Annotated in this window: 15 protein-coding genes; 6 read left to right on the plus strand and 9 right to left on the minus strand. The window is 64.2% G+C overall.

What is annotated here, in order from left to right:
* The first annotated feature begins 33 nt into the window (after nt 1–33).
* Genes pxpB through Q0687_RS12690 form a run of 3 tightly spaced genes read left to right on the plus strand, consistent with a single transcriptional unit; the run spans nt 34 to nt 2601 of the window.
* Nucleotides 34–765, plus strand: coding sequence for a 5-oxoprolinase subunit PxpB (gene pxpB, locus Q0687_RS12680; RefSeq protein WP_298876913.1), 732 nt, complete (start codon nt 34–36; stop codon nt 763–765).
* Nucleotides 762–1799: a biotin-dependent carboxyltransferase family protein gene (locus Q0687_RS12685; RefSeq protein WP_298876916.1), complete on the plus strand. Its 1038-nt coding sequence runs from the start codon at nt 762–764 to the stop codon at nt 1797–1799. The genes pxpB and Q0687_RS12685 overlap by 4 nt, the downstream gene beginning before the upstream one ends.
* A 31-nt stretch (nt 1800–1830) precedes the next feature.
* Complete coding sequence (locus Q0687_RS12690) at nt 1831–2601, plus strand: 5-oxoprolinase subunit PxpA (protein ID WP_298876919.1); 771 nt, start codon at nt 1831–1833, stop codon at nt 2599–2601.
* Here Q0687_RS12690 and Q0687_RS12695 read toward each other — a convergent pair whose 3' ends face one another.
* From Q0687_RS12695 to Q0687_RS12715, 5 genes are all read right to left on the minus strand, one after another.
* A complete protein-coding gene (locus Q0687_RS12695) occupies nt 2602–2775 on the minus strand; it encodes a hypothetical protein (protein ID WP_298876922.1) in 174 nt (57 codons plus the stop codon).
* 257 nt (nt 2776–3032) lie between these two features.
* Nucleotides 3033–4646, minus strand: coding sequence for a sulfite reductase subunit alpha (locus tag Q0687_RS12700; protein ID WP_298876925.1), 1614 nt, complete (start codon nt 4644–4646; stop codon nt 3033–3035).
* On the minus strand, nt 4643–6421 hold the full coding sequence (locus tag Q0687_RS12705) for a NirA family protein (protein WP_298876926.1): 1779 nt from the start codon (nt 6419–6421) through the stop codon (nt 4643–4645). Before Q0687_RS12705 ends, Q0687_RS12700 begins: the two co-directional genes overlap by 4 nt.
* A gap of 336 nt (nt 6422–6757) precedes the next feature.
* A complete protein-coding gene (locus Q0687_RS12710) occupies nt 6758–7921 on the minus strand; it encodes a CmpA/NrtA family ABC transporter substrate-binding protein (protein WP_298876929.1) in 1164 nt (387 codons plus the stop codon).
* Nucleotides 7918–8508: an ANTAR domain-containing protein gene (locus Q0687_RS12715; RefSeq protein ID WP_298876932.1), complete on the minus strand. Its 591-nt coding sequence runs from the start codon at nt 8506–8508 to the stop codon at nt 7918–7920. The genes Q0687_RS12710 and Q0687_RS12715 overlap by 4 nt, the downstream gene beginning before the upstream one ends.
* 111 nt (nt 8509–8619) lie before the next feature.
* Between Q0687_RS12715 and rimO the strand changes: the two genes are divergently transcribed.
* The gene (gene rimO / locus Q0687_RS12720; RefSeq protein ID WP_298876935.1) at nt 8620–9945 is read left to right on the plus strand and encodes a 30S ribosomal protein S12 methylthiotransferase RimO; all 1326 of its coding nucleotides are present in this window, start codon (nt 8620–8622) and stop codon (nt 9943–9945) included.
* A 292-nt stretch (nt 9946–10237) separates the two neighbouring features.
* On the opposite strand, the gene Q0687_RS12725 is transcribed toward rimO, so the two are convergent.
* The 4 genes from Q0687_RS12725 to Q0687_RS12740 form a co-directional block, all read right to left on the minus strand.
* Nucleotides 10238–10657, minus strand: coding sequence for a carboxymuconolactone decarboxylase family protein (locus tag Q0687_RS12725; protein WP_298876938.1), 420 nt, complete (start codon nt 10655–10657; stop codon nt 10238–10240).
* On the minus strand, nt 10590–11021 hold the full coding sequence (locus Q0687_RS12730) for a MerR family transcriptional regulator (RefSeq protein ID WP_298876941.1): 432 nt from the start codon (nt 11019–11021) through the stop codon (nt 10590–10592). The genes Q0687_RS12725 and Q0687_RS12730 overlap by 68 nt, the downstream gene beginning before the upstream one ends.
* A 109-nt stretch (nt 11022–11130) precedes the next feature.
* Nucleotides 11131–12396, minus strand: coding sequence for a methyl-accepting chemotaxis protein (locus Q0687_RS12735; protein ID WP_298876944.1), 1266 nt, complete (start codon nt 12394–12396; stop codon nt 11131–11133).
* Nucleotides 12397–12479: 83 nt separating this feature from the next.
* A complete protein-coding gene (locus Q0687_RS12740; protein ID WP_298876947.1) occupies nt 12480–13427 on the minus strand; it encodes a hypothetical protein in 948 nt (315 codons plus the stop codon).
* 124 nt (nt 13428–13551) lie between these two features.
* Between Q0687_RS12740 and Q0687_RS12745 the strand changes: the two genes are divergently transcribed.
* Both Q0687_RS12745 and Q0687_RS12750 read left to right on the plus strand, forming a co-directional pair.
* Complete coding sequence (locus tag Q0687_RS12745) at nt 13552–14700, plus strand: tetratricopeptide repeat protein (protein ID WP_298876950.1); 1149 nt, start codon at nt 13552–13554, stop codon at nt 14698–14700.
* Between the two features lie 251 nt (nt 14701–14951).
* Nucleotides 14952–16148, plus strand: coding sequence for an acetylornithine transaminase (locus Q0687_RS12750; RefSeq protein ID WP_298876953.1), 1197 nt, complete (start codon nt 14952–14954; stop codon nt 16146–16148).
* The last annotated feature ends 84 nt before the right edge of the window (nt 16149–16232 follow it).

Consider the following 16232-nt stretch of genomic DNA (forward strand, 5'->3'; position numbering starts at 1 on the left):
GCGCATTTCCTCAAGGCCCGAATTCGACATCTCATGGCCGCGACGCTTCCCCCGCCCCGCCTTCTGCCCAGTGGCGATAGCGCCGTCACGGTCGAGTTCAGCCGCACCATCGACGACGCTGCCAACGAACGCGTGCTCGCACTCGACAAGGCGCTGCTGGCAGCGCCCATCGAGGGCATCTCCGAGACGATCCCGACCTATCGCTCGCTGCTGGTGCATTATGATCCCGGCAAGATCGGGTTCGATGCGCTCGGCGAAAAACTTCTTGCCCTCGCCAGCCAGCCGTTGCCGCCTACCACAACAGCACGGCGCTGGCGCATTCCCGTCGCCTATGGCGGCGAGCATGGCATCGACCTCGAGGATGTCGCGAAAGCGCTGAACACCACGCCTGATGACATCGTCGCCCGGCACGCCGGCGGCGATTATCGCGTCGCCATGATCGGCTTCACGCCGGGCTGGTCCTATCTCAGCGGCCTCGACAAATCGCTGCACATGTCTCGGCGGGAGAGCCCGCGGCTGTTCACACCCGCAGGCACGATCTCGATCGGCGGCATCCAGGCCGGCATCCAGTGCCTGGCCGCGCCGAGCGGATGGCAGCTGCTCGGACGTACCCCGGTCAGGACCTATCATCTCCACCGCAATCCAACCTTCCTCACCGAGCCCGGTGATCGCGTGACGTTTTTTGCGATCGACCACAAGACGTTCGAGGAGCTGAATCGCGCGGCCGAGGCCGGCGAGATCGTCGCCGAGCAGGTCGACGCATGAGCCGGCTCATCGTCGCCAGCATCGGGCCTGCGAGCTCCGTCCAGGACGGCGGCCGCCTCGGCGCGCAGCGCTATGGCCTCACGGTCAGCGGCGCGATGGACCGGCTGGCGCTATCAGCGGCGAATACGCTTGTTGGCAACGAGCCGTTCGCGGCCGCGGTCGAGATCGGCCCGTTCGGTGCGACCTTCACGGCCAGGGATGGCGCCGTGCGTATCGCCATATCAGGCGCACCACGCAATGCCGACGTCGCCGGAAAACCGGTCGCCATGGATTCATCGGTCACACTCAAGGATGGCGAGACGCTGACGCTGGGCTTCGCCCGTGGCGGCGCGTTCAGCTATCTCGCGATCGAAGGCGCCATCAAGGGCGAAGAGGTGTTCGGCAGCCTCGCGGTTAACGCCCGCGCCGGGCTCGGCAGCCCCTACCCGCGCCCGCTCCAGGCCGGCGACGAATTCGCCGTCGATGCCGCCAGCGGCGCGCCTGAGTTGCGGATCGAATTGCCAAAGCCGGTGAGCGGACCAATCCGCGTCGTGCTGGGTCCGCAAGACGACGAGTTCGACGACGCCAACAAGGCGCTGTTCCTGGAGAGCGAGTGGAAGATCTCGGCGACATCGGACCGCATGGGCTACCGGCTCGAAGGCCCCGCGATCAAGCATCTGCACGGCCACAACATCGTCTCCGACGGCACCGTGAACGGCAGCATCCAGGTGCCCGGCAACGGTGCGCCGATCGCGCTGATGATGGACCGCGGCACCTCCGGCGGCTATCCCAAGATCGCAACCGTGATCACGGCCGATGTCGGTCGTCTCGCGCAGACCTCGGCGGGCACGGCGTTCCGATTCAAGGCCGTCGGTATCGCAGAGGCGCAGGACGAGGCGCGCAAGTTTCAACAGCTGATCCGCACCCTGCCCGATCGCCTGCGCGCGTCCGACACGGTGGAGCTCAACATCGAAGCACTCAGCGATGCCAATGTTGCGGGCTATGCGGTGAGCGCCATGGATGCCGGGACCTGGCAGGTCACGGCGGAGCCGTAGACGACAACAAGACCAGAGGCGGAGAGCAACCATGAAGACGATCGATCTCAATTGCGACCTCGGCGAAGGTTTTGGCGCGTGGGAGATGGGCAACGACGCCGCCATGATCGAGCTCGCGAGCTCGGTCAACGTCGCCTGCGGCTTCCATGCCGGCGACCCCGACATCATGCGCAGGACGGTGGAATTGGCGAAAGCGCGCGGCGTCTCGGTCGGCGCGCACCCTGGCTATCGCGACCTGCACGGTTTCGGTCGGCATCCGATCGCGGGGCTGAAGGCCTCCGAGATCGAGAACCTCGTCGCCTACCAGATCGGCGCGCTGCAGGCGATCGCGACCGCGGCCGGCCACAAGGTCACGCATGTGAAGGCGCATGGTGCGCTCTCCAACGTCGCCTGCGAGGACGACATGACGGCGAAGGCGATTGCCGCGGGCATCAAGGCCGTCGACCCCAGCCTGATCTTCGTCGTGCTGGCCAATTCAAAACTGGTGAAGGCCGGCGAAGCGGCCAACCTGCCGATGGTGCACGAGGTGTTCGCCGATCGCGCCTATGAGGACGATGGCAACCTCGTCTCGCGCAAGAAGCCGGGCGCGGTGCTGCATGATGCCAAGGCGATCGCCGAGCGCGTGGTGCGCATGGTGCAGGATGGGGCGGTGGTCTCAGTCACCGGCAAGGTCATCAAGATGCGCACCGACACGGTGTGCATCCATGGCGACACGCATGGCGCCGTCGAGATCGCGCGGACGCTACGTCAATCGTTGAAGGATGCCGGGATCGAGGTCGCGCCGTTCAAGCGTGGGGCGTGATCAGAACGGGCGCGCCGAGAGCGTGCCGAAGACCAGCACCGCGATCAGCGCACACGCGCCGTAGATGCCGATAGGGTGCGCGCTCGCCGTTGTCCTGCGCGAGACCGATCGCGCATAGAGATGAAGCCTGGCTTCCGCCGACAATTCCCGGATGGTCGATTTCCAACGCACCATCCACCAAGTATGAACGATCCGACACGACGGCTGTAAGACCATCGTGCAAATAGCGATTGAAGCCCTCTCGAAGCCCGCTTTGGAGGCGAAAATTCTCCCCGGCCGCGGGTTCCGGGAATCCTATTCGTTAGAATCCAAGCCAAATGGAACCGGTTCCGGTTCCCTGACCCAAACCTTCAAAACAACCCCATGCACAGTAGAACGCCGCCGCCGGCACGATGCGCGGCGGCGGCGATTAGCGCTGGTCGAGCCGCGCCTTAGTACACGTCAGCCTGGAAACGGCCCCGCTTCTTGAGATCGGCGACAAAGCTGACCGCCTCGTCGGTCGAACGCGCGCCGAACTGGGCGACGATATCGACCAGCGCGCGCTCGACGTCCTTGGCCATGCGCTTGGCATCGCCGCAGATGTAGAGATGCGCGCCTTCTGCGAGCCAGGTCCACAGCTCGCGGCCGACTTCGCGCATGCGGTCCTGCACATAAAACTTCTTCTCGCCGTCGCGCGACCAGGCCAGCGACAGGCGCGTGAGCAGACCGGAGGTCTTCATCGCGTTGAGCTCGTCCTGATAGAAGAAGTCGCAATCGCTGCGCTGATGGCCGAAGAACAGCCAGTTCTTGCCCTGTGCGCCAGTCGCCTTGCGGTCGAGCAGGAAGGCACGGAACGGCGCAATGCCGGTGCCGGGGCCGATCATGATCACGGGCGTCTTCGGGTCCTGCGGCAGGCCGAAGCCGTGCGCCTTCTGCACATAGACCTTGAGCTTGTCGCCCTCGGCGATGCGCTCACCGAGGAAGGTCGAGGCGACGCCGAGCCGCTTGCGCTTGCCGATGACGTAGCGAACGGAATCGACCGTCAGCGAAAGCTTTCCGGGCGTCGCATTGTGCGAGGACGAGATTGAATAGAGCCGCGGCTGCAGCGGCTCCAGCGCTTCGACAAACGCTTCCGGATGCGGCCGCGTTCCGGAGAACTTCTGCAGCGCCGCCATCACATCGAGCGTGGTGGCATCGCCATCGGGATCCTCGCCCTGCGCCAGCGCCCTTGCCTTCTCGCGCTGCGCGCCGCCGGTGATGAAGGAGATCAGCTCGAACAGCGAGTCGGGCGCCGGCGACAGCGACACGTCGTCGATCAGGGCTTCACGCAACGTCTTGTTGTTGACCTTGGTGGTGTGCGAGGCGCCGAGCAGCGCAATGATCTGGTCGACGAGGCCGAGATCGTTGCGCGGGAAGACGCCAAAGCTGTCGCCAACCACGTAGTCGAGCTTGCCCTCCGAGAGGTCGAACTCGATGTGGTAGGTCTCTTTCTCCGACTTGCCCTTGTTGAGCAGGCGCCGCGACAGGAAGGTGGCTGCGATCGGGTTGTCGCGCGAGCGGCCGGGCTCTGCGATCGTAACAGTCACGGCAGGCGCCGCCACTGCATCGGCCTTCGCAGCATCTTCCTTGGCTGCTGCCGGCGCCTTGTCCAGCTCCTCGTGGAGCTGTTTCAGCATCCGCGCGGTTTCCTTGCCGCCGGGAACGCAGAGATTGAGCCGCTCTTCGCTGCGGCTCGCGATCGCCTCCGAATAGTCGTGGCAATTATAGCCGCACTGGCCGCAATCCTGCTGCGCCATCGCCGCCATCATCTTGCGGCGGACGGGGCGCCCTTCCGCAAGCTTCATCCGATCGGCAATCGGCATGGTCTGGTCGTGCCAGGGCGCCTCGCCGTCGTCGCCATCGCCACTTTGCATGACAGCGGCGCCCTGCTCCCCGGACAAGGGCGTCGCCACATCAGGCGACAACAGGCCGGCAAAGAAGCCGTTCAGCCAGGAACGCTGCGCGTCGGAGAACGGCGCGCCGGCGGGAATGATATCGAGCTTCGGCGGAGGCGTGATCTGGTTCATGCGGACACCTGTGCATCGGCAAGCTTGCGCAGCATTTCGCCGTCATGGCGGCGCGCAAAGGAAAGGAAGGTTTCGTCGGGCGACGAACGGTTGGCCAGATAGGCTTTCAGCAGGGCCTCGACGGTCTTTGGCGCGTCGTCGGCCTTGAGGTCGTGGTAGACCTCCTGCCCCACATCGGCGTCTGGGCCGAACCCGCCGCCGGTGAAGAGGTGATAGCCCTCGACGGTGTCCTCCTCATTGATCGGCACACGTGCGCCAATCAGGCCGATGTCGCTGATGTAGTGCTGCGCGCAGGAATGGTGGCAGCCGGTCAGGTGGATGTTGACCGGCTTGTCCATGGCGACACGCCCCTCGCACCAATCGCCGATCTCGGCGGCATTGCGCTTGGTGTTCGACGCGGCAAAGCGGCAGCCGGCATTGCCGGTGCAGGCGATCAGGCCGGCGCGGATGTGCGAGGCCTCGACCGCGAGCCCGATCTCCTTGATCGCAGCAACCGCAAGCGCAACGTTCTCGTCACGCACGCCTGAAATCAGCAGGTTCTGCCACACGGTGAGGCGGATCTCGCCATCGCCAAGATCGCGCGCGACCTTGGCAAGGCCCCGCATCTGCTGGCAGCTCATCTTGCCGAGCGTCAGCGACACGCCGATCCAGTTCGCCCCGTCCTGCTTCTGCTTGTGCACGCCGATATGGGCCATGCGGTCCGCCTGAGGTCGCACAGCAAACGCCTCTTCGGGGACGCGCGTGAACGGCGTCTTCAGCCGCTCCTCGACCAGCTTGAGGAAACCATCATGGCCCATGGCGTCGAGCACGTATTTCAGCCGCGCCTTGTTGCGGTTGGTGCGGTCGCCATGCTCGATGAAGACCCGCACGATGGCGTCGGCAACGGCCGTCGCCTGCTCCGGCTTGACGATGATGTTCGAGTACTTTGCGAAATCCTTGTGGCCGGTGATGCCGCCGAGGCCGAGGCGGAACCAGACCCCAGGCTCGACGCCAAAGCCATCCCTCACCTCATAGGCCGTGAAGGCGATGTCGTTGGTCTCCTCCAGCACAGCGATCTTGCCGGCGCCGTCGAAGGCGACGTTGAACTTGCGCGGCAGGCCGTAGAGCGAGCGGTCGTTGAGGATGTGGTAGTGCCACTCGCGCGCATAGGGCCGCGTGTCGATGATTTCCTGCGGATCGATGCCGGCCGTCGGCGTCCCCGTGACGTTGCGGATGTTGTCGGCGCCGGAGCCGCGCGAACACAGGCCGAGCTCCTGGATGCCCTCGAGCAGCAGGATCGCGTTCTTCGGGGGGATCTCGCGAAGCTGGAGATTGGCGCGCGTGGTGACGTGGCTATAGGGGCCGCCTGTTGCCTCAGCGAGATCGGCAAGTCCCGACAGCTGCCAATGCTTCATGATGCCGTTCGGGATACGCAGGCGGCACATGTAGGAGTCTTGCGTCGGCGCGACATAGAAGATGCCGTAATAGCGCCAGCGGAAATTGTCCGCCGGGCTCGGCGGCATGTTGCCCAGCGCCTGCTGACGCAGCCGCGGATAGGCATCGAAGGGATGCTCGTCGCGCTTGAACTTCTCCTGGTCGGCGAGCTTCTTGCCGGAGGCGACGAGCTTGTCCTGCGCCTTGATATGCGCAGCATCGGGACCAACGGGTTCTGCATTGACCTTGCCGCCACCGCCGAAGCCGCGACCGACGCGGCTGATCTGCAGGCCGGTCGTGAAACCTTCGAGATAGCGTTTCTGCTCGTCGGTGAAGTCGACTGCGAGCGTATCGATTTTCATGGTCGGTAACGAAGCTCCTGCGGCCACCGGGGGTGGCTATCGACGGAAGGGAACGACCCCGCGAGGAACTCAGCCGGCCCGAAGCCCGCCTCGCCACCCAACGGTCCAATCAGCTTCGTTGCTGTGGGACTTGGCTCAGCAGGCATCTGCGACAAGCTGGCCGCACTGCAACATACAAGTTGCGTGCCAGCCGCCATGAAATAAAAAGCGATATAGTTTCAGGTGTTTACCGGCGCTTGCGGAAAAGTCCGGGGGACAGCTTCTCACGAAATTCGAGCAGAAAGCTCAAAATTTGGACGATGTTCGTCGGCGCTCAAAAAATATGCAGGCGCCGAATCAGGCCTTCCAGCGACCAACCGCGAAGGCTTCGAGGTGGTCCCTGATGTTGTCGGGATCGAAGGCCGGACCGGCAAAAGCGCCGAAGGACGCAGGCGCCTCGGCGGGAGGCTGACGACCGAGGGCGGCGTCGTAGAGATCGGGCCTGAAGACGGCCATCGCCGTCTTGACGCCGTCCGGGGTCAGCGCCGTCTGCCCCCAGCGTACCATCTGGGCGTAGAGCCAGGCGGCCTGGACGGGATCGGGGCGCCCCGCCCCTTCGCGCCCGACCAGCAGATAGCGGTCGCTCTCGCGCACCGCGCCATCGGGCGAGATCTTCAGGCGCCCGTCGAGGGTCCGCTGGATCACTTCGGCATCGACGCCGATCCGGTCGGGTTGCGCCAGGATGCGCGCAGCCTCGGTCCGGTTCTCCGGATGCTCAATGAAGGCCGCGGCCTCGACGGCGGCCCGTACCAGGCTCGCGACCACATCCGGATGCTTGTCGGCCCAGACCTGGCGAACCGCCAACACCTTTTCGGCCGCATGAACGAGAATGTCGGAGGAGAAGTGCAGGATATGGCCGATGCCGAGATCGACCGCGATCGAGTTCCAGGGCGCACCGACGCAGAATGCATCGATATGGCCGCTCTTGAGACTGTCGACCATGAAGGGCGGCGGCAGCACGACGAGACGCACGTCCTCATCGGGATCGACGCCGGCGGCCGCCATCCAGAACCGCAATTGGTAATTGTGGGTCGAGAACGGAAACGTCATGCCGAAGGTCAGCGGATCGGCGCCGGCCTTGCGCCTGATGGCAACGACCTTCGCCAGCGCCTTCGCGGTGGCCAGCGGATCGAAGCGGTCGCCCTCGATCTGCTCCATCAACGCGGCATGCAGCGCAGGCGATACCGTGATCGCATTGCCGTTGATGCCGAGATTGAAGGGCGCGGCGATCGGCACCTTGACGTGGCCGAGCCCGAGCGAGGACGCGATCGCGACCGGCGCGAGCAGATGCGCGGCGTCGAACAGGCCGATATTGAGCTTGTCGCGGACGTTGGACCAGGACACCTCGCGCACCAGCTCGACCTCGAGCCCTTCGGCCGCGGTAAATCCCTTGTCGACGGCAACGATCAGGGCGGCGGCATCGATCAGCGGGATGAACCCGATGCGGAGGGGTGCGGTCATTTCAGCATCTCCGACGCGGTGATGATCGACTGGGCGATCTCGCCGATTTTCTTCTTCTCGCGCATGGCGGTGGAGCGCAGCAGCACATAGGCCTCGTCCTCGGTGAGGCCCTTGACCTTCATCAGAATGCCCTTGGCCTTCTCGATGATCTTGCGGTCCTCGAGCTGCGACTTTGTCCGCTCCAGCTCCTCCTGGAGTTTTGCGAAGGCGTTGAAGCGCGACACGCAGAGGTCGAGGATCGGCTTGATACGCTCCTTCTTCAGCCCGTCGACGATGTAGGCCGAGACCCCCGCTTCCACGGAAGCCTGGATCGAGGCGGAGTCGCTCTGGTCGACGAACATCGCGATGGGACGCTTCACCGCACGGCTGACCTGGAACATCGCTTCCAGCACGTCACGGCTGGGGTTTTCCAGATCGATCACGATGATGTCGGGGTCCACCGCATAAATACGGGCGAGCAGGCTCTGCATCTCACGGATATGGACAACCTGCGTGAATCCGGCCTCCCGCAACCCTTCCTCGAGGATCGCGGCCCGGACGGGGCTCTCGTCGACGATCACGATTTTGGGCGACAGTTCGGCGCTCATGGCTCACTCACGGCAGGCGATTCATCCATAGCATGCCGGAGGGGTATGCAAAGGGTTGTAATTATGGGCAATTGGGACTAGCTGAGGCCTGTCAATCAGGCAGATTTGGATATGGATCAGACGGCTGCGCCCAAGGTCAGCTTCGTGTCACTCGGGTGTCCCAAGGCTTTGGTGGATTCCGAGCGTATCATCACGCGCCTGCGCGCGGAGGGTTACGAGCTCGCCCGCAAGCATGACGGCGCCGATATCGTCATCGTTAACACCTGCGGCTTCCTCGACAGCGCCAAGCAGGAATCGCTCTCGGCGATCGGCGAGGCCATGGCCGAGAACGGCAAGGTGATCGTCACGGGCTGCATGGGCGCCGAACCGGAAGCGATCGAACAGGCCTATCCCGGCGTGCTCTCCATCACCGGTCCGCAGCAATATGAGAGCGTGCTCGATGCCGTGCATCGCGCGCTGCCGCCGGCGCACAATCCGCATCTCGATCTGGTGCCGCCGCAGGGCATCAAATTGACGCCGCGCCACTACGCTTACTTAAAGATCTCCGAAGGCTGCAACAACCGCTGCACCTTCTGCATCATCCCGAAGCTGCGCGGCGACCTGGTCTCGCGTCCGGCCAATGACGTGCTGCGCGAGGCCGAGCGGCTGGTCGGTGCCGGCGTCAAGGAGTTGCTTGTCATCTCGCAGGACACCTCGGCCTATGGCGTCGATCTCAAATATGCCGAGAGCCCGTGGAAGGACCGCCAGGTCCGCGCCAAATTCCTCGACCTCGCACGCGAGCTCGGCGAGTTAGGTGCCTGGGTCCGGCTGCAATATGTCTACCCCTACCCGCATGTCGATGAGGTCATCGCGCTGATGAACGAGGGCAAGGTGCTGCCCTATCTCGACATCCCGTTCCAGCATGCAAGCCCCGAGGTGCTGAAGGCGATGAAGCGCCCGGCCGCGAAGGACAAGACGCTGGCGCGCATCAAGCGCTGGCGCGAGGAATGTCCTGACCTCGCGCTGCGCTCGACCTTCATCGTCGGCTTCCCCGGCGAGACCGATGCCGACTTCGCTTACCTGCTCGACTGGCTGGATGAAGCCGAGATCGATCGCCTCGGCTGCTTCAAATACGAGCCGGTTGCCGGCGCGACGTCGAACGCGATCGAGAACCCGGTGCCTGAAGAGGTCAAGCAGGAGCGCTACAACGCGCTGATGGCCCGCCAGCAGAAGATCTCGGCGCGCCGGCTCAAGCGCAAGGTCGGCACGCGCCAGCAGATCATCATCGACGAGGTCGGCCCGACCGTGGCCAAGGGTCGCTCCAAGGCGGATGCGCCGGAGATCGACGGCGCGGTGTATCTGACGAGCCGCCGTCCCTTGCGCGTCGGGGAGATCGTCACCGCGAAGATCGAGCGCGCCGACCAATACGATCTGCACGGCAGCGTCGCGGGATTCTGAAGCAATCCGTCATCGCGAGCGTAGCGACCAAGTCTAACAGCGCTTCCCGCTCCATGACCGTCATCCTGAGGTGCTCGTCCTGCAACGCAGGACGAGCCTCGAAGGACGACGGCCCGGCTGCCGCAGCATCTCGGCCGTTCATCCTTCGAGGCTCCGCATGGGACGCGTTGCGTCCGATGCCTCGCACCTCAGGATGACGGACCACTTTCAGGTTCTGATGCTCGCAACAACGAGATGGAGGCGATCACACCAGCCATTGCCGCCGAGCAAAAAGCCCGTCTGGAGCAGTTCGTCACGTCGCTCCTCCCGATGCCTGTCGTCCGTCATGCGCGGAAAACGCCTCCTTGGCTGCGAACAAACCGTTCACCGCCGCCGGGAAACCCGCATAGACGGCCATCTGCATGATGATCTCGACGATCTCGTCGCGCGACAGTCCGACGTTAAGACCCGCCTCGATATGCACTTTGAGCTGAGGCGCGGCATTTCCGAGCGCCGTCAACGCAGCGATGGTCGCGATCTCTCGCTCGCGCAGGCCGAGGTCCGGACGGCTGTAAATGTCGCCGAAGGGAAACTCGATCACGTAACGTGCGAAATCCGGAGCGATGTCGGCGAGTGAGGCGACGACGTTTTCGCCGGCCCTGCCGTCAATGCGTGACAGGGCCCGCTGGCCGCGAGCGAAGCGGCTTTCGGCTTGTGTTTCGGCGTGCGTCATTTTTCTTCGTCCTCTGTTCGTCGCCGGCATAGCCGGCGATCTTGGTATCAAGGACGAGAAGGCATTCCTGGAGTTCGGCAATCTGCGTGCGAACCTGTTCCCGGTGGGTTTCCAGCATCTCCCGCCGGGCTCGCCCGGTGGCTTCGCCTTCATCACGAAGCGCCGCATAACGCAACATGTCCCTGATCGGCATTCCCGTGGTCTTGAGCCGACCGAGGAATTCGATCCATGTGAGGATCGATGCGTCAAAGTCACGCTGGCCGGAACGATCCCGGTCGGCGTATGGCAGCAGCCCGATGCGCTCGTAGTAACGCAACGTGTGAGTCGACAAGCCGGTTCGTTTTGCGAGGTCGCCGATCTTCATGGGTGCCCGTTCTCGTACTGACGCACGTACAGATACCCCTTCGAGCGCGCTCTAAGTCAAGGGGGATCGCAGCGTCGCGGGGTTCTGACGATCAACTGAGCGCCGTGGGCTATGCGGCGCGCACGGCCTTAAGGAAACCGGACACCTTGTCGCGCAACGCATCGGCATGGCGCGACAACTGGGCCGCTGCGCCATGCATGTTAGTGGCGGATGCGCCAGCGGCGTCGATCGTCTGCGTCACCGCATTGATGTTGCTGGCGACTTCGCTGGTGCCCGTAGCGGCCTGACTGACCGAGCGCGCGATCTCCTGGGTCGCCTGTCCCTGCTGCTCGACAGCAACGGCAATCGTCTTAGCAATGTCGCTGATCTGCCCGATCGTCGTGCCGACCCCTTGGATCGCGACAACGGTATCGTCGGTCGCCCGTTGCATGGCACTGATGTGAGCGCTGATCTCTTCGGTGGCCTTGGCAGTCTGGCTAGATAGGCTTTTGACTTCGGCGGCAACGACCGCGAAACCGCGACCGGCATCGCCAGCTCGCGCTGCCTCGATCGTAGCGTTCAATGCCAGAAGATTAGTCTGGCTCGCGATCGCATTGATCATTTCGGTGACCGCACCGATCCTGGCTGCGGCTTCCGACAGGCTCCTCACGAGATCATTGGTGCGCGCGGATGCTTGCACCGCCTCGCCAGCAATGCTTGAGGAGGTCGCGACCTGACGGTTGATCTCGGCAACGGAGCTCGACAGCTCTTCGGTCGCGCCCGCGACCGACTGGACGTTGGCAGATGCTTCGGACGAGGCGGCAGCGACGGTCGACACGCGTTGCGCGGCGTTCTCAGCGGTCGAGCTGAGCGAGCCGGCCGTCGTCTCCACGTCCTTGGCAGCCGACGACACGGCGTTGGCAATGGAGCCGATGGTTTCCTCGAATTCGCCGGCAAGTTTGGCGATGGCGCGCTTTTTCTCTTCCCGCGCGGCAATCAGCTCCGATAAATCACGTCGAAAGCTGATGACGACGGGCTGGTGGCCATCGATCTCTGCGGGAACAAGTGTGACCTGCACCGGGACCATCTGCCCATCCGCTCGGCGCGTGATCCATTCGAAGCGAGCGTGGCCCTCCTTCATCGCCCGCGCGAGTGTCTCCTTGACGCAGTCCGACGAGCGGCGGCCGTCTGCTTGGAATTCAGGAGCCATATCGGCCGGTGACCGGGACAGCAGATCGGCCTTGCTGCGATAACCGCCAAACCTGACCGCCGCCTCGTTACAGGCGATGATCTTGGGCCCCGCCAGCACCATGACCGCATCAACCGAATGTTCGAAGACTGCTTGCCCAACCTGAGCATTGCGGTCCTGGCTTGTCCGTCGCCCGAAGAATCGCATCCGCTCCCCCAATTCGAAGCGGTCCAGTGACTAGCAAGAAAACATTAACCAAACACTTAATGGTCGCATACCGTTCGGAAAGATCAGCCAGCGGCCAGCCATTTCGGCACCCAGCGCTCCGGGCGCGGGGCGCGGGCGAGATCGGCCTTGGCTTCGGCGAGGAGCGCCGGCTCGCCGTCGATGGTCGGCCGCACGTCGTATTCGAAATTCGGCATGACGCGGCCATCGGCATAGAGGCCGAATTTCATCGCGTACCACAGGCCGAGTTCGGGCTGGGCGCGGCGCATCTCCTCGCGGAGGTCGCGCAGCAGGGATTCGATCGAGGCGGCCTCTTCGAACGGCTGCGGCCCGCGCGACAGGACGCGCGCCTCGTATTGCTTGCCTGATATCGCAACCTCGAAATGGGTCTTGTCCCAGGCTTTCTTGCCCTTGGGCAGGTGCGCCGCCAGCCGCCAGCCAAGCTCGGCCATCAGGCGATGATTGGCCCAATATTCCTCGCGGTCCCGGCTCCACTTCTCGACGAAGCCGCGGAAGTCGGGCAGCTCCGAACCGCCGTCGTCGCAACAGGCAGGTTCGCCGGCGGGGCGCCGCGCGAGCCATTGCGCGAGCTCGACCGTCTGCGGCTCGACCTCGTCGTGCGGCCGCAAATCGTGCCAGGCCTTGTCGAATTGCTGCGATGTGAGCTTCGTCAGCAGTGCATCGAGGGACGGCGCGAGCAGCTCGTAATCGCCCTCCGAGCCCAGACCCACGATCGGGGGATCGTCCCGGTCGAGACCTGCGCCGTACCAGCCGCCGACGGCCGAGCCGTCAGGCAGACGCATGAACAGCGCGAAGCGATCGCGCAAGGGGCTGCCATCGAAGATCGGGGCCTGATCGGAGAACTGGCCCTGCAGGGAGAAGCAGCCGACGCTGCCCCAGGGGCGGCCGTTCAGCCAGCCGGCAAAATCCAGCAGCAAAGGCGGCGCCTCGACGCCCGGCGGGAAGGCACCGCGAATACTGTCGAGGTCGATCGGATAAGGCGTGTCGGACAAGGCTGAAACTATCTTGATGGTCCCGTCCCTCTTGGTCGGTCCCGGCCGAGATCCGGTTCGAACCAATTGCTGTCCCGAGATCACAAACGCGCTAGAGGCTCTTAGGTTTCTGCGCAGCAAACAAATGACATGCAATCACACGATCGATATCCGGCCGGCGCTGCGCGCGTTGGCTGCCGCATTGACCCTGCTCACGTTTCCGGCCGCCGCACACTCCCCGTCGGCGGCGCAGGCGCGGCAATGGTGCTTCGGTTCCGAAGGGGTCAGCGACGACCAACGGCTCGCCGGGTGCTCGGCCGTGCTGCAAGCCAATCCGTCGAACGAGCGCGCGCTTTCCAACCGCGGCGAGATCTATCGGCGCAAGGGGGAGACCGAGCGCGCCTTGGCCGATCTCAACCGTGCGATCGATCTCGACGCGACCGATGCACCCGCGTGGTTCAATCGCGGAATCGTCTATGACGATCTCGGCGACCGCGACCACGCCATCATGGACTACAGCCGCGCCATCAGGCTCGTTCCGGACGATGCCTGGTACTACAACAACCGCGGCAATTCCTACATCGGCAAAGACGACTATGAGCATGCGCTCGCCGACTACAACCGGGCGATCAAGCTCGATCCGAAATTCGCGCTCGCCTATTACAACCGCGGCTCGGCCTATCGCGAACATGGCGAGATCGACCGCGCGCTGGCGGATCTCGAGATGTCGATCAGGCTCGATCCGAACTATGGCCCGGCCTATGGCAACCGCGCGCGCATCTTCCGCGATCGCGGCGAGCGTGATCGCGCGCTCGCCGATTTCGCCAAGTCGATCCAGCTCTCGCCGCACAACGACCGTGATTTCTATGCGCGCGCGAACATGTATTTCGACGCGCACGATTATGCGCTGGCGCTCGCGGATTACGATCGCGCGCTCGAGGCCAATGCGAGCTACGCCGGCGTGTTCAATTCGCGCTGCATGACGCGCGCCATTCTCGGCCGCCTGCAGGACGCGCTGGCCGATTGCGAGCAGTCGCTGCGGATGCGACCGAACGATCCCGACACATTGGACAGCCGCGCCCTCGCCTATCTGAAGCTCGGCAATCTCGACGCGGCGATCGCCGACTACGATGCCGCCCTGAGCGCAAAGCCTGAGCTCGAGAGTTCGCTCTATGGCCGCGGGCTCGCGAAGCGGAAGAAGGGCGACACCAAAGGCTCCGCGCGCGACATCGCGGCGGCGAAGGCGGTCAATGCCCGGATCGCCGAGGAGTTCGCACATTACGGCGTCGAGTAATCCCGCTTGACAAACCCTGCCCTTCGGCTGTACGGACGCGCCCCATGATCACCTCTCGGACCCACCGCCGCGCAGCTTTCCGTCGTCGCTCCAGCGACGATGATGGGTTGCGCCATGTCCGACGACGCCGCTGAACCAGTAAATTCAGCTTAGTTTTCGAGAAGGCCGCACCCGCAAAGTGCGGCCTTCTTGCTTTTCGCGCGCCGTTTTCACCCGCCGACCAGATCTTCTACCCTAAAGAGGAGTTCGACATGACCACCGCCACCCATCCGTATGACGCGCTGATGGACATCACCGCACGGCCCAAGGCCGTGTTCGTCCGCGGTGCAGGCTCATATCTGTGGGACGATAGCCGCAAGCGTTATCTCGATTTCGTGCAGGGCTGGGCCGTGAACTGCCTCGGCCACTCCCCGCCCGCGGTTGCGGATGCGTTGGCGTCGCAGGCCAAACGGCTGCTGACACCGAGCCCGGCCTTCTACAACGAGCCGAGCCTCAAGCTCGCGCAGGCGCTCGTCGAGACCAGCGCGTTCGACCAGGTGTTCTTTGCCAACTCGGGCGCCGAGGCCAATGAGGGCGCGATCAAGCTCGCGCGGAAATATGGCAGCCTGCACAAGGGTGGCGCGTTCGAGATCATCACGTTCGAAGGCGGCTTCCACGGCCGCACGCTGGCGACCATGTCGGCCTCGGGCAAGAAGGCCTTCGAGCCGCTGTTCGAGCCGAAAGTCGCCGGTTTCAAGAAGGCCAAGCTCAACGACATCGCCTCGGTCGAAAGGCTGATCAACGCCAACACCGTTGCTGTCATGCTCGAGCCGATCCAGGGTGAATCCGGCGTGTGGCCGGCGACCGATCAGTTCCTGCAGGAATTGCGCGCGCTCACCGAGGCACACCGCCTGCTTCTGATCTTCGACGAGATCCAGACCGGCATGGGCCGGACCGGAAAGCTCTTCCACTACGAGCACACCGGCATTGCCCCCGATATCATGACGCTGGGCAAGGGCATCGGCGGCGGCGTGCCGCTCGCAGCCCTGCTTGCAACCGAACGCGCCGCCTGCTTTGCGCACGGCGACCAGGGCGGCACGTTCAACGGCAATCCCCTTATGTGCGCGGCAGGGCTTGCTGTGCTCGAGGAGGTCAGCAAGCCCGATTTCTTGAAGTCCGTCACCGAGACCGGCCTGCTGCTCGAAAGCGAGTTGCAGAAGGTCTCGGCGCGGCACGGCCTCGGCGGGGTGCGCGGCCGCGGCCTGCTGCTGGCGCTCGATCTCAAGCTGCCGATCGCGCCCGGCATCGTCGCGCAGGCGTTCGAGGCCGGCGTGCTGCTCAACGCACCGCAGCTCGACGCGCTGCGTTTCATGCCGGCGCTGAACGTCACGAAGGCTGAGATCGCCGAGATGATCGGCTGTCTCGATGCGATCCTGACCAAGGCCGGCGCGGCGAGATGCGTGGCGTGAGGTGCACTCTCCGTCATGGCCGGGCTTGTCCCACGACTGTCCGGTTGGGCGATTAGCATAGACTGAGGCTCATCTGTCGATGAT

This window comes from uncultured Bradyrhizobium sp. (assembly GCF_936928535.1).
In the GTDB taxonomy this organism is placed as follows: Bacteria; Pseudomonadota; Alphaproteobacteria; order Rhizobiales; family Xanthobacteraceae; genus Bradyrhizobium.